Here is an 18,957-nt window from a genome sequence, read left to right as displayed (position 1 = left end):
ACGCAACATCACCCAGCCCGGGTGTGTCACCACCACCGAGACACAAACCGCGTCACATCACCCAAGACTGAACAACCAACTTACTTGGTAAAGGGTGCCCCTCACCCCTCACCTGAACGGGGTCGTGAGTGCGTAATCGGGTTGGCGGCCGGTTGCGCACTCACGACTGGAAGCTGGCGGCGAGTTCGCGCATCGCGGTGTCGAGCAATTCGGTGAGCTCGGTTTCGGGTTCGTCGAGCCAGCGTTCGTAGGCCGCGAGGGCGACGCCGAGGGTGGCGTGCGCGATGGTCTGCGGGGCGAGGGCGTCGGCGGGCTGTCCGAGGCGGTTGCCGACGAATTCCGCGATCACCTGCCGCCAGGCTTGGAACCGCAGCGTCGAGTGCGCTTGGAGCGTGGGTACGCCGAGGATGAGGCGCATCCGGCGCCGGTGCGCCGGGATCTGTTCCGGGGCGACCCGGTTGAACTCGACGAGGCAGTGCCGAATCGCCTCCATCAGCGGGGTTTTCGCTGGTGAGGCGCGGAAATCCGCGCGCATCCGGGCCAGCTCGCGGTCGAAGTCGCCCCACGGGACGTCGTTCTTCGACGGGAAGTAGTGGAAGAACGTCCGACGGGCGATTCCCGCCGCGCGGGCGATGTCGGTGACGGTGGTGTGCTCGAAGCCCTGCTCGTCGAAGAGTTCGAAGGCGACCTGCTCCAGTTCGGCGGCGGTGGTCACCTTCCGCCGCCCGCCGGATCGCGGGATTGCGCCAACGGTGTTGTGCCGCAACGGATGTCTCTCCAGGTCTTCCAAAATGCACTCGGTGCAAATACGGTGGCTCCGGTGGCCGAGGAGGCTCGGCCCACGCCGATGAGGAGCATCGCATGGCTGACGAGCAGCACGAAGTTGGCACGGTCGTCGCCGAACCGGCGGTCGAAGAGGAGCTGTTGGTGGAGGAGGTCTCGATCGACGGGATGTGCGGGGTCTACTAGCGGTGGCCAGCGCAGCGGAGTTCGATTCGAGCCTGGGTTATCAGTTGAACCCGCAGGTCGCGTTGCGTCCCGAGCCGTTCGGGGCGCTCGCGTACCACTTCGGCAACCGCAAGTTGTCTTTCTTGAAAGTTCCCGAGCTGGTGGACTTGGTGCGTGGTTTGGGCGAGCACGCCAGCGTCGAGGAAGCGCTGCTGGGCGTGCCGGAGGACCGGCGGGCGCAGTTCCGGCGCGCGTTGGCCTCGCTGGCCGCCACGGACATGATCCGACCCCGATGATCCGCCCGGCGACCGATTGCCACCCAACCGGGAAAGGTTTGCATTTTCTCGCGAAATTGCGAACCACTCGCCCCGTGCCCGGAGCACGACGCGACCGAGCCGCACAACCTCGAAGTGGAGGCGAGAATGACCGCGGTCTGCGAACCGGCGCGCGTTCCCTCGCTGGTCGAGCAGTTCAAGGGCGGGCTGGCCGCCCCGATCTGCCTGACCTGGGAGTGGACCTACGCCTGCAACCTGGCCTGTGAGCACTGCCTTTCCTCGTCCGGGCGGCGGGATCCGCGCGAGTTGAGCACCGCCGAGATGAAGGCCGTGGTCGACGAGTTGCAGCGGATGCAGGTCTTCTACGTCAACGTCGGTGGCGGTGAGCCGACGGTGCGCCCGGACTTCTGGGAGCTGCTGGACTACGCCGTCGAGCACCAGGTGGGCGTGAAGTTCTCCACCAACGGCCTGCGCATCGACCGCCAGCGCGCCGCGCAACTGGCGGCAACCGACTACGTGGACGTGCAGATCTCGTTGGACGGGGCGACGCGCGAGGTGAACGACGCCGTTCGCGGGCCGGGTTCGTTCGACATGGCGATGCGCGCACTGGCGAACCTCTCCGCCGCAGGTATGCGGGATTTCAAGATATCGGTGGTGATGACCAGGCAAAACGTTGTGCAGTTGGACGATTTCCAAGCGATCGCGGACCGGTTCGGCGCGCAGTTGCGGATCACCCGGTTGCGCCCGTCGGGGCGTGGCGCCGACGTGTGGCACGAGCTGCACCCGACGGATGCGCAGCAGCGGGAGATCTACGACTGGTTGGTCGAGCACGGCGAGGACGTGCTCACCGGCGACTCGTTCTTCCACTTGAACGCGTTGGGTTCGACACCGTTGCCGGGGTTGAACCTGTGCGGGGCGGGCCGGGTGGTGTGCCTGATCGACCCGGTCGGTGATGTGTACGCCTGTCCGTTCGCGATCCACGACGCGTTCAAGGCCGGGAACGTGCGCGATGTCGGCGGATTCACAAGGGTGTGGCGGGAATCGGCACTGTTCGCGGAGCTGCGGCAGCCGCAGTCCGGCGGCGCGTGCCAGTCCTGCTCGGCGTTCGACTCGTGCCAGGGCGGCTGCATGGCGGCGAAGTTCTTCACCGGCCTGCCGCTGGACGGCCCGGATCCGGAATGCGTGCAGGGGCACGGCGCGACCGCACTGTCCGTTGTGGACAGATCCGGTTTGCCGAAGGCGGCGCAGGACCACTCCCGGTCGTCGCGGCGGGTGGGGTTGGGCATGCCGTCGGTTCCGGCGAAGCCCTGCGATTCCAGTCCGCTGGCGAGCCAGTTGTGAGTTCCAGGCTGACCGACGGGGTTCGGTTGGGCGGGGTGGTGGCACCGTCGCGGGTGCTGTTCGGCCCGCACGAGACGAATCTGGGCCGTGGCCGGGAGATTTCCGACCGCCACGTGGCCTACTACACGGCTCGGGCGGCCGGTGGTGCTGGCGTGATCGTCACCGAGACGGCCAGTACGCACCCCTCCGACTGGCCCTACGAACGCGCCCCGCTGGCCACCGAGTGCCGCACTGGATGGGCGGCCGTGGCTGACGCGTGTCGGCCGCACGGCGCGGTGGTGCTCGCCGGTCTCGGCCATGCCGGTTCGCAGGGTTCCTCGGCGTTCTCGCAATGCGCGCTGTGGGCGCCGTCCCGTGTGCCCGATGTGGTCAGCCGCGAGATGCCGATGGAGATGGAGCAGGGCGAGATCGACGAGCTCGTCGCGAGCTTCGCCGAGGCGGCGGAATCGGCTGTGCGCAGCGGAATGCACGGCGTCGAGGTCGAGGCCGGTCAGCACGCCCTGCTGCGCCAGTTCCTGTCCGGCCTCACCAACCAGCGCGCGGACGGCTACGGCGAGGACCGAACCCGGCTGCTGCACGAGGTCCTCGTCGCGGTCCGCGGGGCGATCGGTGACGGCGTGGTGGGGCTGCGGCTGGCCTGCGACGAACTCGCCCCTTGGGCGGGCATCACCCCGGACCAGGCAACCGGAATCGTCGAGGCGGTGCGGGATCTGGTCGATTACCTGGTCGTGGTGCGCGGATCCGCGATGACGACTTCGGCGACCCGACCCGACCTGCACACCGAACCCGGCTTCAACATCGAACTCTGCCACCAGATCCGCGACATCGCCCACCCGGTTCCGGTGGTGTTGCAAGGCAGCGTAGTGGATCCGGAGCAAGCCCAGCGGGCATTGGACGACGGCGTCGCCGACTTGGTCGAGATGACCCGAGCCCAGATCGCCGACCCTGAGTTGGTCGAGTTCTTCCGCGCAGGGCACCCGGAGCGGGTCCGGCCGTGCGTGCTGTGCAACCAGAAGTGCATGGTCCGGGACAACCGCAATCCCATCGTGTCCTGCATCGGCGAGCCGTCCAGCGGCCACGAGACCGATGGTCGTGAGTGCGAAAGCGCGCTCCAACCCGCTTCCGCACTCACGACCCGGCGGCGGGACGTGCTCGTCGTCGGCGGTGGGCCTGCCGGGCTGGAAGCGGCGCGGGTGCTGGCCATGCACGGACATGCAGTGGAGATCGTCGAGAAGACCGACCGGCTCGGCGGTGCCGCGCGGTGGGCGGCGGAAGTCGGTGGGCGCGCTCGGCTGCGGCGGCTCGTGGACTGGCTGGAAGCGGAAGTGCATCGGCTCGGCGTGCGCGTCACGCTCGGCACCGAGGTCACGGATGTGGATGCCGAAAGGGATGTGCTGGTCGCGATCGGGTCCGTGCCGGGTCCGCGTCGGTACGAGATTCGCGGTGGCACCGTTGTCGACGTCGTGGACCTGCTGACCGGTGGTGCCGTGCCCGACGGTCCGCTGGTGGTGTTCGATCCGGTCGGGGATGCCGTCGGCGTCGGAGTCGCCGAACTGCTGGCCGGGCAGGGCAGGGACACCGCGATCGTCACGCAAGACCAGGTCGTGGGCACCCAGTTGGCGCTGACCGGCGACCTGGCCGATGCCAACGCCCGCCTGCAGCGGGCCGGGGTGCGGTTGGCGAAGCGCTCGCTGCTGCGGGAGGTCCACCCCGATCACGTGGTCCTGGAAGACGCCTTCACCGCCGAGCGGCGAGACCTGCCCTGTGCCGCGCTGATCCATTGTGGGCACCGCCTGCCGAACCCGGCGCTGCCGGAGTGGCCGCGAGCCGGTGACTGCGTGGCGCCCAGGACGATCCACGAGGCGATCCTGGAAGGCCGCCGCGCGGCGTACGAGATCGCCGAACCACGGCTGGTCGGGGCGGGGGCGCGATGAGCGGCCACCGCTACCTGTTCTCGCCGCTGCGAATCGGCCCCATCACGGTGCGCAACCGGATCGTCTTCTCCGCGCATCTGACGAACTACGCCCAGGACGGGCTGCCCAGCGAGCAGCACGCCGCCTACTACGCGGCGCGCGCTGCCGGTGGCGCGGGCCTGGTGATCACCGAGGAGCACTCGACGCACCCGACGGACTGGCCGTACGAGAAGCTGATCCACGGCTTCCGCCCATCGGCCATCGCCGGGTACCGCCGGATCACCGAGGCCGTCCACGCCCACGGAGTCCCGATCTTCGCCCAGCTCAACCACAACGGCGGGCAGGCGTCGTCGATGTACTCGCGGCTGCCCGTGTGGGCGCCGTCCGCCGTGCCGGACCCGATGTTCCGGGAAGTGCCCAAGGCGATCGACACCGGCGAGATCGCCGAGGTGGTGGCCGGGTACGGCACTGTCGCCGGGCACTGCGCCGAAGGCGGGTTCGACGGCGTCGAGTTGCAGTGCTCGCACTCGTCGATCGTGCGGGGTTTCCTCTCCCCGGCGACCAACGAACGCACCGACGCCTACGGCGGCTCGCTGGCCAACCGCGCCCGCATCCTGTTGGAGATCATCGACGCGGTGCGGGAAGCACTCGGTCCTTCTCGGGCGCTGGGCGTGCGGCTGTGCGGTGACGAGTTGATCGAGGGCGGCACCACCATCGGCGAAGCGGTCGAGGTCGCACGGATGGTGGCTGACCCCGGCAAGGTCGACTACATCAACACTTCGATCGGCGTGGCGACTTCGACGCTCTACATGATCGAGGCGTCGATGGCGATTCCGCCGGGCTACGCGCTGTTCATCTCCAACGCGATCCGCCGCGCCGTGCAACTCCCGGTCGTGGGGGTGGGGCGGATCAAAGATCCGCTGCAAGCCGAGCGGGCCCTGGAAGAGGGGCACTGCGACCTGGTCGGCGTCGTGCGCGGGCAGATCGCGGACCCGGACTTCGTCGCCAAAGCCAGGTCCGGGCACCGCGGCGACATTCGAACCTGCTTGTCGTGCAACCAGGAATGCGTCGGGCGGATGGGCCTGAACCGCTGGCTGGGCTGCATCGAGAATCCCCGCACCGGACGGGAATCCGTGCCGCTGCCGATACCCCGGACGCGCCGGAGGGTGCTCGTCGTCGGCGGAGGACCAGCGGGACTGCAGGCCGCGTCGACCGCAGCGGAGCGAGGCCACCACGTGACCTTGTTCGAGCGGGAGCAGACCACCGGCGGGCAAGTCGCGGTCGCCGCAACGGTTCCCAGCCGCGCGGAATTCCTCGACGTGGTGCGCAACCTGCGCGCGGAGTGCGAACGCTACGGGGTGGATATCAAGACCGGAGTCGCCGCGACGGCCGAGATGTTGTGCGCTGAGCGCCCCGATGCGGTCGTGCTCGCGACAGGTGCCCGGCCGCAGCCGGTGCACTGGGCAGTGGACCGCGTTGTCGATGTCCGCGATGTGCTGGAGGGCCGCGTCGCACCGGAAGGCGACGTGCTGGTGGTCGACGAGCTGGGATTCCACCAGGCGTCCTCGGTCGCCGAGCTGCTGGCCGACCGCGGTTGCCGGGTGCAGATCTCCACGCCGGGCATGGTGGTGTGCCAGGACCTGGGCGTGACACTGGACGTGGAAACGTTCAACGTCCGCGCGCACGCGAAAGGCATCGAGCAGCGCACCGACGAGGTCGTGATGTCGGCATCAGCCGAGCCGGACGGTGTCGTGCTGCAGATCCTCAAGCACACCACCGGAACCACGGCCGAGGCCAGGTTCGACTGGGTGGTGTGCGCGGCGCACCAGACTCCGGACGACGCGCTGTGGCACGAATTGAAGCAGGCCCCGTTCCCGGTGCACCGGATCGGCGACTGCCTCGCGCCGCGGCGCGCGCACGCTGCTGTCGTCGAAGGACATCGAGTGGCGGTGGGCCTGTGAACGAACTTCCGAAGATGCTCGCCGTGGTGGTCGTGCGCGCCGGGACGCTACCGGGCGGCGCCGACGAAGCAGCGGCCGAATGCAGCGGAGCGGTCTTCGCGGTCGGCACGGGCACGCGGGAAGCGGCGCGTTCTTTCACCGCAGCGCGGCGAATCTGGACGATCGAAGTGCCATTGGTCGCGCCCGGCGCGTTGGCGGCGGCACTGGCGCCGCTGCTCGAACCGGTCGATGTCGTGGTGCTACCGGCATCTCCGGACAGCCGGGACCTCGCTGCGCGCTTGGCTTTCCGGTGCGAACGGCCGCTGTTCGCCGGTGCCCTGCGGTGCACCGCAGACGAGGCCGATCTGTCCAGATTGGACGATTCCCTGGAAGTGCGGGTGGAGTTCGACGAACCGGTCGTGGTGACCCTCATCCCAGGTGTGCGCGGGATTCCGCAACCGGTACCGCCGCCGGACCCGGTCGAGTTGGCGGTGAACCTGCCGGACGACGTCCTCGATGCTGAGCTCGTCGAGGTCCTGGAGCCGGAGCCGGAAACGGTCGAACTGACCGAGGCGAAGCGCATTCTGGGCGGCGGGGCCGGACTCGTGCGGCCAGGCGACGACGGCGCGGCGGTGATGCGGACGCTGACTTCGGTGGCTGCCGCGCTGGGCGCCTCCGCCGGTGCGACGCGCGTGGTCACCGATGCCGGGTGGGCCGCCCACGACCGGCAGATCGGCACGACGGGAGTCGTGGTCGACCCCGACCTGTACGTGGCCTTCGGGATCTCCGGAGCCGCGCAGCACGTGGGCGGCTTGGGCCGCCCAGCGCAGGTGATCAGCGTGAACACCGACCCTTCGTGCCCGATGACGGCGATGGCCGACCTGGGCATCGTCGCCGACGCACCCGAAGTCCTGCGGGAACTGGCGCGCCGACTGAACGGAGCCGCCGATGGCTGAGCAGTCCGATGTGGACGTCGTGGTGGTCGGGGCGGGTCCGGCCGGTTCGGCCGCGGCGTTGGAGCTGGCTCGGGCCGGGTGCGACGTGATCCTGCTGGAGCGCGGACCGTTCCCCGGCGCGAAGAACGTTTACGGCGGCGTCGTGTACGGCCGGGTTCTCGACGACGTGCTGCCCGCCTGGTGGGAGGACGTGCCGGTGCAGCGCTGGGTCACCCGCCGCAGCACCATGATGATGACCCCCACCCAAGCGCTCACCGTCGACTTCCGCACCGACGACTGGGGAACCGCGCCGTACAACGGGATGACGACCTACCGCGCGGACTTCGACGCGTGGCTGGCGGGCAAAGCCGTGGCGGCCGGTGCGCGGTTGGTGACCTCCACCGTCGCCACCGAACTGCTGCGCGACCCGTCCGGCAGGGTGGTCGGCGTCCGCACCGATCGGCCGGACGGCGACATCCGAGCGCAGCTGGTCATCGCCTGCGACGGGGTCAACTCGTTCCTGGCCAAGCAAGCCGGTCTGCTCCCCGACACCGACGCCGAGAACCAGACGCTCGGGGTGAAGGAAACGCTTGCCCTACCGCGGAGAACGATCGAGGAACGCTTCGGCCTCAGCGGCGACGAAGGCGCAGATGTCGAGATCCTCGGCTGCACCGGCGACATCCCAGGCGGCGGTTTCCTCTACACCAACCGCGAGACCGTCAGCGTCGGCGTGGTGCTGTCGCTGACCGGGCTGGCCAAATCGGGGCGGCGTCCGGAAGAGGTCCTCGCCGATCTCAAGGCGCACCACGCCATCGCGCCGTACCTGCGGGGTGCCGAGCTGAAGGAGTACTCGGCGCACCTCATCCCGGAAGGCGGCTACCGGAGCATGCCGAAGCTCACCGCGGACGGCCTGCTGGTCGCCGGGGACGCGGCTGCGATGTGCCTGGCGGCCGGGATCTGGCTGGAAGGGGTCAACTTCGCCATCGGTTCGGGCCTCGCGGCGGGGCGAACGGCAGCCGAAGCCATCGCCGCGGGCGAGGTCGACCAACTCGGCGGCTACCGCGAGCGGATGGAGCGCAACTTCGTGCTGACCGACCACAAGAACCTGCGGGGCGCACCGCACCTGGTCCTCTCCGAGCGGGTCCAGCAGCGCTACCCGCGACTGCTCTGCGATTTCGCCCAGGAGGTCTTCACGGTCCGCAACCCGGAACCGAAACCCGGACTCGGCAAGCTGTTCCGCCGCACGGCCACCCGACACGGCCTCCGGCTGCGCCAGCTCGCCGCGGACGCCTGGGCCGGATTCCGGGTCTTCGGCTGAGGAGGCAACGTGCCATACCGCGACATTTCGTTCGAAGACCGGATGGGCACCGTCGACTTCCACGTCGGCGAGCGCCCGCACATCACCGTCGACTCCGACATCTGCCGGTCCTGCACCACCAAGGAATGCGTGCACGCCTGCCCGGCGAAGCTGTTCGTGCCCACCGGCGACGGCGGAATCCTGTTCAACTACGAGCAATGCTTCGAATGCGGCACCTGCTACCAGATCTGCAACTCCGCTGGCGCCATCACCTGGACCTACCCCGACGGCGGGCACGGCGTCGTGTTCCGGAAGGGCTGACATGGAGATCGTGGTGGCCTTGGGCTGGTCCTGGCAACGTGTCGCGGTGGATCCGCTCACCGGCGGCCTCGACGCCGATGGACGCGACCGGGGCAGCAACGCGGCCGAACAGGCCGCCCTGGAACACGGCCTCCGCCTCGCCGAACGATTCGACGGTCGCGTGCTCGCGGTGACGGTGGGACCAGCGGCGGCGGACGAGGTGCTGCGAACCGCGCTGGCAGCCGGTGCGCACGAAGTGATCCGAGTCGATCGGGACGACCCGTTGGCACCCAGCTCGCTGGCGAAAAACGGTGCCGACACGGCAAAGGCGATCGCATCGGCGCTGCGCGGGCGCAGCCCGGATCTCGTGCTGTGCGGGGACAGATCGGCCGATGGCGGGACGGGAACGACACCGGCCTTCCTGGCCGCGCGACTCGGTGCCGCGCAGGCGCTCGGTGTCGTGAAGATCGAAACCGAGGGGCAGTCGATCCTCGCCCATCGCCGACTCGACGGCGGCAGCCGAGAAGTGCTCCGGCTACCCCGGCCAGCGGTCGTGTCAGTCGAAGCCGCCGGGGTGCGCCTACGGCGGGCGAGCCTGCCAGCGCTGCTGGCCGCGCAGCAGGCGGCAGTGCAGGTGATCCCCGGCGAGCGGCGGCAGCCGGGACGAGCAGTCGGCCGCCCACACCGCCCACGTCCCAGGGAACTGCCAGTCCCGACCGGCGCGACAGCGCACGATCGGGTCCTCGAACTGACCGGCGCATTGCAGGAGCGCATACCACCGACCGTCATCGGACCGCTGTCGGCGGCCGAAGCGGCCGACGAACTGCTGGACTACCTGCAACGCCACGGCTACACCAGGGGGACTTCGTGAGCAGAGTCGCGGTCGTGACGGGTGCCGCCCGCGGAATCGGCGCAGCGGTGGTGGAACGCCTCGCCACCGAGGGATGGCGCGTGGTCGCCGTCGATGTCTGCGCGGACATCCCAGGCGCCTCGTACCCGCTGGGCACCCGAGCCCAACTGCGGACGCTGGCAGAGCGCTGGCCGGATTCGGTGCGCGACGTCGCCGCGGATGTTCGCGACGAGGCGGCCCTCCGGAAAGCTGTCGCGGTGGCGGAAGCCGAGTTCGGCGGCCTCGACGCGGCGGTAGCGGCGGCAGCGGTCATGGCCGGTGGCCAACCGCTCTGGGAGACCACGGACGAGCAGTGGGGCGCCCTGTTCGACGTCGGTGTCCGGGGCGTGGCGAACCTGGCGCGCGCGGCAGTTCCGCTGCTGTTGCAACGCCCGCAACCCCGATCCGGTCGCTTCGTCGCCCTCGCATCCTCGGCCGCGCACCGCGGCCTCTACCACCTCGCCGGGTACAACGCGGCCAAGCACGCGGTGGTCGGGCTGATCCGCGGTCTCGCCACCGATCTGCGCGGCACCGGAATCGCGGCTACCGCGGTGTCCCCAGGATCGACCCGGACGGACATGCTGACCGCGACGGCGGCCTACTACGACCTGCCGGATGTCGAGGAGTTCAGCCAACACCAGCTCGTCGAACGCCTGCTGGAACCCGATGAGGTAGCGGCAGCGGTGTGCTGGCTGTGCGGCGAAGAGGCCTCGGCGATCACCGGAACCGTCGTCCACGCCGACGGAGGCTTCACGGCATGACCATGCGACTGGTGCCCGACCCCGGCCTGCTCCGCTGGGACGACGGGCGAATCCTGGCTGGCGGAGCCCCGTTCCGCGTGATGCGGCTCAGCGCCAGGGGAGCGGACCTCGTCAACGACTGGATCGAGGGCAAACCCGCGTCCGGCAGCCTCGCGCGACGTCTGGTCCGAGCGGGAATGATGCACCCGCACTACGACGCGGCGCAGTCCCGCCCGGAGGATGTGACGGCTGTGATCCCGGTGCGCGACGCGGACCCGACAGACCTCCTGGCCGCGCTGGGCAAGTCCGAGGTCATCGTGGTCGACGACGGATCCAAGCGGCCGGTACCGGGAGCGGCGGTGCGCCACGACGTCGCCCGAGGCCCGGCGGCGGCCCGGAACGCGGGCTGGCGGCTGGCCCGCACGCCGCTCGTGGTGTTCCTGGACGCCGACACGGTTCCGGAACCGGGCTGGCTCGAACCCGTGCTGCGCCACTTCGAAGACCCCGCGGTGGCAGCAGTGGCACCCCGTGTCCGCAGCTCGCCCGCGAACACGGCCCTCACCCGCTACGAGAGCACCCAGTCCCCGCTCGACCTGGGGACCGAACCGGGCCTGGTGCGACCGGGCGGCCGGATCAGCTACGTCCCAACGGCCGCTCTGGTGGTCCGCGTGGCGGCACTCCGCGAGTTGGACGGCTTCGACGAGGATCTCCGCTTCGGCGAAGACGTCGACCTGATCTGGCGCCTGATCGCCCAGCGGCACCTGGTGCGCTACGAGCCGACCGCGACCGTCCAACACGCTCCGCGTGCGAGTTGGAGCGCCCTGCTGCGCCAACGGTTCGACTACGGCAGCTCAGCCGGACCTCTCGCGCAGCGGCACGGTGCGGCTGTCGCGCCCGTGCGGGCGTCGCTGTGGAGCGCGTTGGCGTGGGCGCTGGTCCTCACCGGGCGGACCGGCGTCGGTATCGCCGTGGTCGGCGGCGCGGCGGTTCTGCTGTCCCGGAAGCTCGGCAAGATCGGCGTCCCCACCAGCGAATCGCTGCGCTTGGCGGTGCAGGGCAACGTCGGCGCCGGGCGCACCTTCGCCGACGCCATCGGCCGGGCCTGGGCGCCGATAGCGATCCCGGTGCTGATGCTCAGCCGCCGGGGCCGGATCGTGCTCGGCCTGGTGGCGCTGCGGCACCTGCTGGACTGGACCCGCCAACGCCCGCCACTGGACCCGATCCGGTGGAGCCTGGCGCGCATCGCCGACGACGTGGCATACGGCTGCGGAGTGCTGCGCGGCGCCCTCAAGTCGAGGAGTCCCGCGGCGCTGCTGCCCTCGCTGTCCGACGGCGGCGGCCGAAGCAGCGTCCCGGTGTCGGACCAGGCGCAGCGATGACCCGCCTGGCGGACCTGACCTGGCCGGAGATCGCCGAAGTCGCCGAGCACAGCGTCCTAGCGGTCCCGGTCGGCGCGACCGAACAACACGGCCCCCACCTGCCGTTCACCGTCGACACGGAGATAGCGGTGGAGCTGTGCGCCCGACTCGCCCAGCGCAGATCTGCCCTGGTCGCGCCGCCGGTGACCTACGGCTCCAGCGGAGAGCACGCGGGCTTCCCCGGCACGTTGTCGATTGGTCAGGAAGCGATCGAGCGACTGCTCGTGGAACTCATCCGCTCCGCCGACGCGTTCGCGGGAGTCGTACTGGTGTCGGCCCACGGAGGCAATGCGGAACCGGTCCGCCGCGCGGTCACGACGGCGCGAGCGGAAGGCCGCCGGGTCCTAGCCTGGACACCAACCGGGCGCCCGGACGACACCCACGCGGGCCGCACCGAAACATCGGTGTTGCTAGCCCTCCGCCCGGACGCGGTGCGCCTGGACCGAGCGGAACCCGGCAACACCACACCACTGCCGAACCTGCTGGACCGACTCCGAACCGAAGGAGTACGCGCAACCAGCGAAAACGGAGTCCTAGGAGACCCCCGAGGAGCAACGGGCGAGGAGGGCGCCCAAATCCTCGAAGCATGGACAACGGCCCTGACAGCGGCGGTGGACGCCTGGCCCCACCACGACGACCAGGCCGGATGACGGTCCCCGAGGAGAGAGTCAGGGCCCCGATGATCGCGGATCCGAAGGTGCGCTAAGCTACGACCACACCCCAAGAGGTGAGGCCGGGACGTAGCGCAGCTTGGTAGCGCACTTGACTGGGGGTCAAGGGGTCGCAGGTTCAAATCCTGTCGTCCCGACGGTCGGAAGAGCCCGCTGACTTGGCACGTAAGTGCAGGTCGGCGGGCTTTTTCGTGTTCTGGTGTGGATCACGGTTTGATCGCCTGGACAAGATCGAATGCGTCGTCCAGGAGCGAATCAGGAGCGTGGGCGTCAGGTTTTGACGGAACGTGCAAATGGGGTCGCGTTCGCTGGTTGCACTGTGTAGTTGTTGATGAATATTCGGTAACGGATCCCACCTGTGCTGATGTGTCGCGAACGGCCGTGAGTCAGTTGGCGATTGTTGGCGGCGTTTGAGGTGGGTTTGGGCGTATTGCGTCGTTTTTGCAATTCTTATCCCTTGGAAGGTGTCCGTTGGGGTCGTCACGGCTGCCCGCGGGCGGCCGTGGTGGTTTGTGTCGAGGTGGGCGCGCAGCATCTCGGTGAGAAACAGTGGCAGGGAGATGTTGCGGGCGGAGTCCTAGGTTTTCGGTGGGCGTGCCGTCGACTTCGTAGTGGCACCGATGTCGGGGTCGATCACGATACAGCCGTCCTTGAGGTGCGTGTTGTGTCGTTGCAGCCCGGCGAGTTCGCCCCAGCGGGCGCCGGTGTAGGCGGCGGTGATCATCAGGACGCCGGCCCAATGTCCGACTGCAACAGCGGCTTGTACGGCGATCTTCAGAACTTGTTCGGGGGTGGCCAGAGGGCTTCCCATCGGGGTGTGCGGCGGCGTTTGCCGCGTCGTTGAGGGCGAATGGGGTTGACGGGAATGAGTCGCTCACGCGTGGTGTCGGCGAGCATCATCGAGAGGATCTTCACGATGGTGGTGACTGTGGAGCTGGCGTAGCCCTTGGTGCGGAGGCTGTTGGACCAGCCGTGCACCGCTGACCCTGCGATGTCGCAGAGTGACGTGGTGCCCCAGAGAGGGAGGATGTGGTTGCGGAGGCTGCGGTACTGGGACTCGGTGGCGGCTTCCACATCAAGAGCATCCAGCCATGCCTGTGCCCAGTCACTGACACAGAGTTTGCCGACGTCGGGATCGAGGAACGTGCCGCGCCGTCGACCGCTATCGATCTCGTTTGCTTTCTTCTCGGCTTCCCTCTTAAGACGAGAATCCGGGAATCGATCCGGGCGTGCCGTCCTCTTTCCCGTAACGATCCCACCTTCCGCTGTCCCGCGATGAGGGCCGGCGGATTTCAGCGCGGATAGCCTGTGTTGATCCAGCTCTCGAATAGCTGAACCCGTTCGGCAGGCCAGGCTTCGTCGCAGGGCATACTGCCGTTCGAGAGCTCTTCGTAGATTTTATCGGCGTTGGAGCGTACGTCCTGGTAGGAAGAAAGGTCGAACAGCCCCGACATCGCCTCGATGTCCTCTGGCCGAAACAGGGGACGGATGTCGTGTTCGAAACTCGGTTCCTGCTGGCTCAATGATTTACCTGCCTTCTCCCGATGCTCCTGCTGCTGGGCCTTCCCGTTCACCGGGGCTGGACCCTGCCGACCAGTGTCCGGTCAGATCACGTGCTCTACCACCGCAACGCCCGCTCGGTGCTTCAGGCACCATGCGGGCCCGCTGACGCAGTGCGCGGGGCGGCCACCGCCCGCTCTGCACGAAAGATCACGGCGCAGGTCTACCGCGCGATCAGTGCCTGAGAGCTCCCGGATACTCATCAGCCACACGCCCGGGAGACCAAGATCGCTCATGTGGCTGAGGCCAGAACCGACCTTCAGATAGCCTTCCGCCAGCATCCAAGCCGCAGACCGCACATCGGCCGGCGGATCATGAAGGCGTCCTGCAGTGGTTCGGGCACCCGCCAGGCGGCATGCATCCCAACACAGAACTGCTGTCCGACGAAATCGGCGTACGGCCAATTCTGGATCACGATCGCCAAAGGAAGCCATCGGCGAAACAGTCAGCCTCGTGACATGGAGGTAGGTGTGATTATTCGACGGTTCCCAAACTTTTTAGAAACCTAGCGCAAAAGGTGATTTTTACCATTGGCGCGATGACCCGGTGTGATCGAACCGATGACACCAAGGTCGGCGGGTGAGTAGCTGTGCGTCGCTGACTGCGCGGTTAGCGTCGTCGTGTTCAACCTCGCGGGCAGCACCAGCGCAAACTGCACCGACAGGTAAAGCGCCGGATCGCGCTCTGCTCAGTGCCGCTGGTCCCGCTCGTGCTCGGCCGGAACCTCGGGCTCATCGGTCGCGCGGTCCGTGCTCGCGGTGCGCCCGTCGGTCCTGGACCGAGTTGGATGCGCCCGATTTGGGCCATTTGTTCTATTCTGGGGTTCGGTCATTAGGGAGGTGGGTGATGGTCGGCACGACGATTCACGTCGCCCGGCAGCGGGCTCCCTGCGGGCGGTTCGAAGAGGGGCGGCGGCACCGCGAGAGTGACGCCGCCGGGCTGGTCTTCGACGACCTGACCTACGCATGCGGTTGCCGTCGGACGCGGCACGAGTTCCACGACGGCAGCGTCCGGATCGCCACCGTCCAGCACGACGGCAAGGTGCTGGCCGATGAGCACAGCGCGGACCACGAGGGCTGACCAGAGCATTCGGCGAGCGTCGAGGTGGTGTCGCTATGGCGGTCGCACACGACGTCCTCGTCGTCGGTGGCGGTGGCGCGGGGCTGCGCGCCGCCATCGCCGTCGCCGAGGCCGATCCGAGGTTGAGCGTCGCGATCGTTTCCAAGGTCTATCCGATGCGCAGCCACACCGTTTCCGCCGAGGGCGGTGCGGCTGCTGTCGCGGGTGGCGACGACAGCCTCGACGAGCACGCCTACGACACCGTTTCCGGCAGCGACTGGTTGTGTGATCAGGACGCGGTCGAGGCTTTCGTCGGTGAAGCACCGCGCGAACTGCTCCGGCTCGAACACCAGGGCTGTCCGTGGAGCCGCACGCCAGACGGCCACATCGCGGTCCGGGCGTTCGGCGGCATGCGGAAAAAGCGCACCTGGTTCGCCGCGGACAAGACCGGATTCCACATGCTGCACACGCTCTTCCAAACCACACTGTCCTATCAGGACATCGTCCGGTACGACGAGTGGTTCGTCACGAGCCTGCTGGTCGACAACGGACGGGTGGGCGGCGTGGTGGCGATCGAACTGGCCACTGGCCGGATCGAGACGATCATCGCCAAGGCCGTGATCATGTGCACCGGCGGCTGCGGGCGGGTCTATCCGTTCACCACCAACGCTAACATCAAGACCGGTGATGGCATGGCGCTGGCATATCGGGCGGGTGCACCGCTGAAGGACATGGAATTCCCGCAGTACCACCCGACCGGCCTGCCGTTCACCGGGATCCTGATCACCGAGGCCGCGCGGGCCGAAGGCGGATGGCTGCTGAACAAGGACGGCTACCGCTACCTTCAGGACTACGACCTCGGCCGACCCGAACCGGGACCGGTGTTGCGCAGCATGGAACTCGGTCCGCGCGACCGGCTGTCGCAGGCGTTCGTGCACGAGGTCGCCAAGGGCCGCACCACGGACACGCCGTACGGCCCCATCGTCCACCTGGACCTGCGGCATCTCGGTGCCGACGTCATCGACGCGAAGCTCCCCTTCGTCAGGGAGCTGTGTGCGAGGTATGAGCACATCGACCCTGTCCGGGAGCTGATCCCGGTACGCCCGGTGATCCACTACATGATGGGTGGAATTCACACCGACCTCGACGGCGCCGCAGGTCTAGACGGGCTCTACGCCGCAGGCGAGGCAGCGTGCGTCAACATCAACGGCGCCAACCGGCTGGGTTCCAACTCGCTGCCGGAGTTGCTCGTGTTCGGCGCCCGCGCGGGGCGGGCCGCGGCCGCCTTCGCCGCTTCAGCCGGCGACGCCGAGTCCCAAGCCGTACACGCGCAGGCCAAGGATGAACGACATCGGCTCGAAAAGTGGCTGTCCCGCCAGGGCGAGGGCCCGGACCGCATCGCGGACCTGCGGACCGAGATGCAGGAAACAATGGAGAACGGCGCGGGCATCTACCGCGACGAAGGCTCCCTGGCCAAGGCCGCAAACGAACTGCAGCGATTGCGCGAGCGGTTCAGTGATGCCGCGATCGACGACCGCAGCCGGGTGTTCAACACCGAACTGGTCGCCACGCTGGAACTGTCGTTCATGCTCGACGTCGCCGAAAGCATCGTCACGTGCGCGCTGCGGCGTGCGGAGTCGCGCGGCGCGCACCAACGCACCGATTTCCCTGCCAGGGACGACGAACGCTTCCTCGCCCATTCCCTGGCCCACCGTGAACCGGACGGAACCTGTCGAGTGGCCTACCTGCCGGTGACGATCACCCGCTGGCCGCCGTCCGAACGCGTCTACGGGAGGTAGCGCCATGCCGGACCGGATGTTGCTCGAGGTCACGCGCTACCGACCGGAGCAGGAAACCGAACCCGTCCTGCAGCACTACGAGGTTCCGGTGCGCAAGGAATGGGTGGTTCTCGACGGCCTCAACCACATCAAGGACCACCTGGACGGAACGCTGTCCTACCGCTGGTCCTGCCGGATGGGCATCTGCGGGAGCTGCGGGATGACCGTCAACGGCGAACCCAAGCTGACCTGCGAGACCTTCCTGTCCGACTACGCGCCTGGACCAGTCCGGGTCGAACCGCTGCACAACTTCCCGGTGATCCGCGATCTCGTCGTCGACATCGGCGACTTCATGCACAAACTGACCGAAGTCCGGCCCTGGCTCATCCGGGAGACCGAGAAGCCACTAGACGAAGGCGAGTTCCTGCAAACACCGTCCGAAAGGCAGGAATACGAGCAGTTCAGCATGTGCATCAATTGCATGCTCTGCTATGCCGCATGCCCGGTCTACGCCCTCGAACCCGACTTCATCGGTCCCGCCGCCATCGCTCTGGCCCAGCGCTACAACCTGGACTCCCGCGATCAGGGCGAACCCGAGCGAAGGGATGCCCTCTCCGCGGCGGAAGGGGTCTGGGCCTGCACGTTCGTCGGGGAGTGCACCAGTGCATGCCCCAAGGACGTCGATCCGGCGGGTGCGATCCAGCGCTACAAGCTCACGGCTGCGGTAGAGGCACTCAAGGATTTCCTGCTACCTGGGAGAAACCGATGAGCGCGGGACCGTACCGAAGGCCGGTCTCGACCTTCTGGTGGCTGCGGCGTCGATCGTACTTCGTCTTCGTGCTGCGTGAGTTGAGCAGCGTCTTCGTCGCGTGGTTCGTGGTGTTCCTCTTGCTGTTGGTGCACGCCCTCGGTTCGGGTCGCTACCAGCAGTTCCTCGCCTTGAGTGCAAGCGGATGGATGCTCGCGCTGAACGTGATCGCCCTGCTGTTCCTGCTGCTGCACGCCGTCACCTGGTTCGGCCTGGCACCGCAGGCCCTGGTGATCCGGATCCGCGGCAGGCGAGTTCCCCAGCCCTGGGTTCTGGCCGCCCACTACGCGCTGTGGGTGGTGCTGTCGGCGATCGTGATCTGGGTGATTCTCGGTGGCTAGGAGAAGATCTCCGGAGCCAGTGCTGTGGTTGTTGTTCAGCGCCGGCGGGCTGGTTGCCGCACTGCTGATCCCGGTGCTTCTGGTGCTGTTCGGGATCGCTTTCCCGCTGGGCTGGCTGGCCCCCGATCCCGCGCACCTGTTGTCGGTCCTACGGCATCCGGTCACCAAGCTGATCCTGCTGGTGCTCTGCGTGCTCTCGCTCTTCCACTGGGCACATCGCTTCCGCTACACCCTTCACGACGGCCTGCGCCTCAAGCGGCTGAACCCACTGATCGTGCTGACCTGCTACGGCGGAGCAGTGTGCGGATCGGTCGCGACCGGATACCTGATCCTCAGCGCCTGAGCTGACAGCGTTGGACACACGTAAGCGCTGATCCTCATGCCCAGGCATGAGACGGGCCTCTGCTCGGTGATCCGCCCACCACCGACCGCCGCGGCCCTGGCAGGTGACTGGCTGCGCAACCGAGGCATCGTCCCCCGCCTGGCCCGCAAGGGCATCGAGTCCAGCACGAAACTCGGCTGACACCGGTGGGTCATCGAACGCACCATTGCCTGGCTGTTCGGATCCGCCGACTCACCCTCCGCTACGAGCACTACGGCACCCTGTTCTGCGGCTTCCTCGCCCTTGCCGCCGCGCTCACCTGCTACAAGAAACTCGGCAAATGAGACGGGAGTGTCAGGAATCTTGTGGGCGATGATGTGATCGCCTTGTCGATTACTGCACGGTGACCCGGTCACCGTAGT

At 68.1% G+C, this 18,957-nt stretch carries 21 protein-coding genes, 1 tRNA gene and 1 pseudogene; 19 read left to right on the top strand and 4 right to left on the bottom strand.

Annotation, left to right across the window (positions count from 1 at the left end):
* Window positions 1-160: 160 nt before the first annotated feature.
* Window positions 161-766: a mycofactocin system transcriptional regulator MftR gene (gene mftR / locus MOQ72_RS41795; RefSeq protein WP_277955463.1), complete on the bottom strand. Its 606-nt coding sequence runs from the start codon at window positions 764-766 to the stop codon at window positions 161-163.
* 95 nt (window positions 767-861) lie between these two features.
* Here mftR and mftA point away from each other — a divergent pair, with 95 nt between their 5' ends.
* The 13 genes from mftA (at window position 862) to MOQ72_RS41730 (ending at window position 12,804) form a co-directional block, all read left to right on the top strand.
* Complete coding sequence (gene mftA, locus MOQ72_RS41790; protein ID WP_242191533.1) at window positions 862-969, top strand: mycofactocin precursor MftA; 108 nt, start codon at window positions 862-864, stop codon at window positions 967-969.
* Window positions 970-971: 2 nt separating this feature from the next.
* The gene (gene mftB, locus MOQ72_RS41785; protein WP_242191532.1) at window positions 972-1,244 is read left to right on the top strand and encodes a mycofactocin biosynthesis chaperone MftB; all 273 of its coding nucleotides are present in this window, start codon (window positions 972-974) and stop codon (window positions 1,242-1,244) included.
* Window positions 1,245-1,370: 126 nt separating this feature from the next.
* Window positions 1,371-2,564, top strand: a complete 1,194-nt coding sequence (gene mftC / locus MOQ72_RS41780) for a mycofactocin radical SAM maturase (RefSeq protein WP_242191531.1) — start codon at window positions 1,371-1,373, stop codon at window positions 2,562-2,564.
* The gene (locus MOQ72_RS41775) at window positions 2,561-4,498 is read left to right on the top strand and encodes a mycofactocin system FadH/OYE family oxidoreductase 1 (RefSeq protein WP_242191530.1); all 1,938 of its coding nucleotides are present in this window, start codon (window positions 2,561-2,563) and stop codon (window positions 4,496-4,498) included. The genes mftC and MOQ72_RS41775 overlap by 4 nt, the downstream gene beginning before the upstream one ends.
* Window positions 4,495-6,438, top strand: coding sequence for a mycofactocin system FadH/OYE family oxidoreductase 2 (locus tag MOQ72_RS41770; RefSeq protein ID WP_242191529.1), 1,944 nt, complete (start codon window positions 4,495-4,497; stop codon window positions 6,436-6,438). The genes MOQ72_RS41775 and MOQ72_RS41770 overlap by 4 nt, the downstream gene beginning before the upstream one ends.
* A complete protein-coding gene (locus MOQ72_RS41765) occupies window positions 6,435-7,373 on the top strand; it encodes a mycofactocin-associated electron transfer flavoprotein alpha subunit (RefSeq protein ID WP_242191528.1) in 939 nt (312 codons plus the stop codon). The genes MOQ72_RS41770 and MOQ72_RS41765 overlap by 4 nt, the downstream gene beginning before the upstream one ends.
* Window positions 7,366-8,670, top strand: coding sequence for an FAD-dependent oxidoreductase (locus tag MOQ72_RS41760; RefSeq protein WP_242191527.1), 1,305 nt, complete (start codon window positions 7,366-7,368; stop codon window positions 8,668-8,670). The genes MOQ72_RS41765 and MOQ72_RS41760 overlap by 8 nt, the downstream gene beginning before the upstream one ends.
* A 9-nt stretch (window positions 8,671-8,679) precedes the next feature.
* Window positions 8,680-8,970, top strand: a complete 291-nt coding sequence (locus MOQ72_RS41755) for a ferredoxin family protein (protein WP_242191526.1) — start codon at window positions 8,680-8,682, stop codon at window positions 8,968-8,970.
* 1 nt (window position 8,971) lies between these two features.
* Complete coding sequence (locus tag MOQ72_RS41750; protein ID WP_242191525.1) at window positions 8,972-9,820, top strand: mycofactocin-associated electron transfer flavoprotein beta subunit; 849 nt, start codon at window positions 8,972-8,974, stop codon at window positions 9,818-9,820.
* Complete coding sequence (locus MOQ72_RS41745; protein ID WP_242191524.1) at window positions 9,817-10,599, top strand: mycofactocin-coupled SDR family oxidoreductase; 783 nt, start codon at window positions 9,817-9,819, stop codon at window positions 10,597-10,599. The genes MOQ72_RS41750 and MOQ72_RS41745 overlap by 4 nt, the downstream gene beginning before the upstream one ends.
* Window positions 10,596-11,957: a mycofactocin biosynthesis glycosyltransferase MftF gene (gene mftF, locus MOQ72_RS41740; RefSeq protein ID WP_242191523.1), complete on the top strand. Its 1,362-nt coding sequence runs from the start codon at window positions 10,596-10,598 to the stop codon at window positions 11,955-11,957. The genes MOQ72_RS41745 and mftF overlap by 4 nt, the downstream gene beginning before the upstream one ends.
* Window positions 11,954-12,646: a mycofactocin biosynthesis peptidyl-dipeptidase MftE gene (gene mftE / locus MOQ72_RS41735; RefSeq protein ID WP_242191522.1), complete on the top strand. Its 693-nt coding sequence runs from the start codon at window positions 11,954-11,956 to the stop codon at window positions 12,644-12,646. The genes mftF and mftE overlap by 4 nt, the downstream gene beginning before the upstream one ends.
* Window positions 12,647-12,730: 84 nt before the next feature.
* Window positions 12,731-12,804, top strand: a tRNA-Pro gene (locus MOQ72_RS41730).
* Between the two features lie 440 nt (window positions 12,805-13,244).
* Here the strand turns inward: MOQ72_RS41730 and MOQ72_RS41725 are convergent.
* The 3 genes from MOQ72_RS41725 to MOQ72_RS41715 all read right to left on the bottom strand — a co-directional run bounded on the left by MOQ72_RS41725 (window position 13,245) and on the right by MOQ72_RS41715 (window position 14,241).
* On the bottom strand, window positions 13,245-13,391 hold the full coding sequence (locus MOQ72_RS41725; RefSeq protein WP_242191521.1) for a site-specific integrase: 147 nt from the start codon (window positions 13,389-13,391) through the stop codon (window positions 13,245-13,247).
* 50 nt (window positions 13,392-13,441) lie between these two features.
* On the bottom strand, window positions 13,442-13,741 hold the full coding sequence (locus tag MOQ72_RS41720) for a site-specific integrase (protein WP_242191520.1): 300 nt from the start codon (window positions 13,739-13,741) through the stop codon (window positions 13,442-13,444).
* Between the two features lie 218 nt (window positions 13,742-13,959).
* Window positions 13,960-14,241 carry a hypothetical protein gene (locus tag MOQ72_RS41715; protein WP_242191519.1) on the bottom strand — a complete coding sequence of 94 codons (282 nt, stop codon included), beginning with the start codon at window positions 14,239-14,241 and terminating at the stop codon, window positions 13,960-13,962.
* An 832-nt stretch (window positions 14,242-15,073) separates the two neighbouring features.
* On the opposite strand from MOQ72_RS41715, the gene MOQ72_RS41710 reads away from it, so the two are divergent.
* The 6 genes and pseudogenes from MOQ72_RS41710 to MOQ72_RS41685 form a co-directional block, all read left to right on the top strand.
* Window positions 15,074-15,307 (top strand): hypothetical protein, encoded by a 234-nt coding sequence (locus tag MOQ72_RS41710; protein ID WP_242191518.1) that lies wholly within the window; start codon window positions 15,074-15,076, stop codon window positions 15,305-15,307.
* 35 nt (window positions 15,308-15,342) lie between these two features.
* The gene (gene frdA / locus MOQ72_RS41705) at window positions 15,343-17,085 is read left to right on the top strand and encodes a fumarate reductase (quinol) flavoprotein subunit (RefSeq protein WP_242191517.1); all 1,743 of its coding nucleotides are present in this window, start codon (window positions 15,343-15,345) and stop codon (window positions 17,083-17,085) included.
* Between the two features lie 4 nt (window positions 17,086-17,089).
* Window positions 17,090-17,833: a succinate dehydrogenase/fumarate reductase iron-sulfur subunit gene (locus tag MOQ72_RS41700; protein WP_242191516.1), complete on the top strand. Its 744-nt coding sequence runs from the start codon at window positions 17,090-17,092 to the stop codon at window positions 17,831-17,833.
* The gene (locus tag MOQ72_RS41695) at window positions 17,830-18,213 is read left to right on the top strand and encodes a fumarate reductase subunit C (protein ID WP_242191515.1); all 384 of its coding nucleotides are present in this window, start codon (window positions 17,830-17,832) and stop codon (window positions 18,211-18,213) included. The genes MOQ72_RS41700 and MOQ72_RS41695 overlap by 4 nt, the downstream gene beginning before the upstream one ends.
* Window positions 18,206-18,556 (top strand): fumarate reductase subunit FrdD, encoded by a 351-nt coding sequence (frdD, locus tag MOQ72_RS41690; protein WP_242191514.1) that lies wholly within the window; start codon window positions 18,206-18,208, stop codon window positions 18,554-18,556. Before MOQ72_RS41695 ends, frdD begins: the two co-directional genes overlap by 8 nt.
* Before the next feature lie 114 nt (window positions 18,557-18,670).
* Window positions 18,671-18,879 (top strand): annotated as a pseudogene (locus MOQ72_RS41685) (IS5/IS1182 family transposase); the annotation flags it as partial.
* Between the last annotated feature and the right edge of the window lie 78 nt (window positions 18,880-18,957).

It is taken from the genome of Saccharopolyspora soli, from assembly GCF_022678645.1.
Lineage (GTDB): Bacteria > Actinomycetota > Actinomycetes > Mycobacteriales > Pseudonocardiaceae > Saccharopolyspora > Saccharopolyspora soli.
The sequence above is the reverse complement of the archived record's forward strand: the minus strand, read 5'-3'. Positions and strand labels throughout refer to the sequence as shown.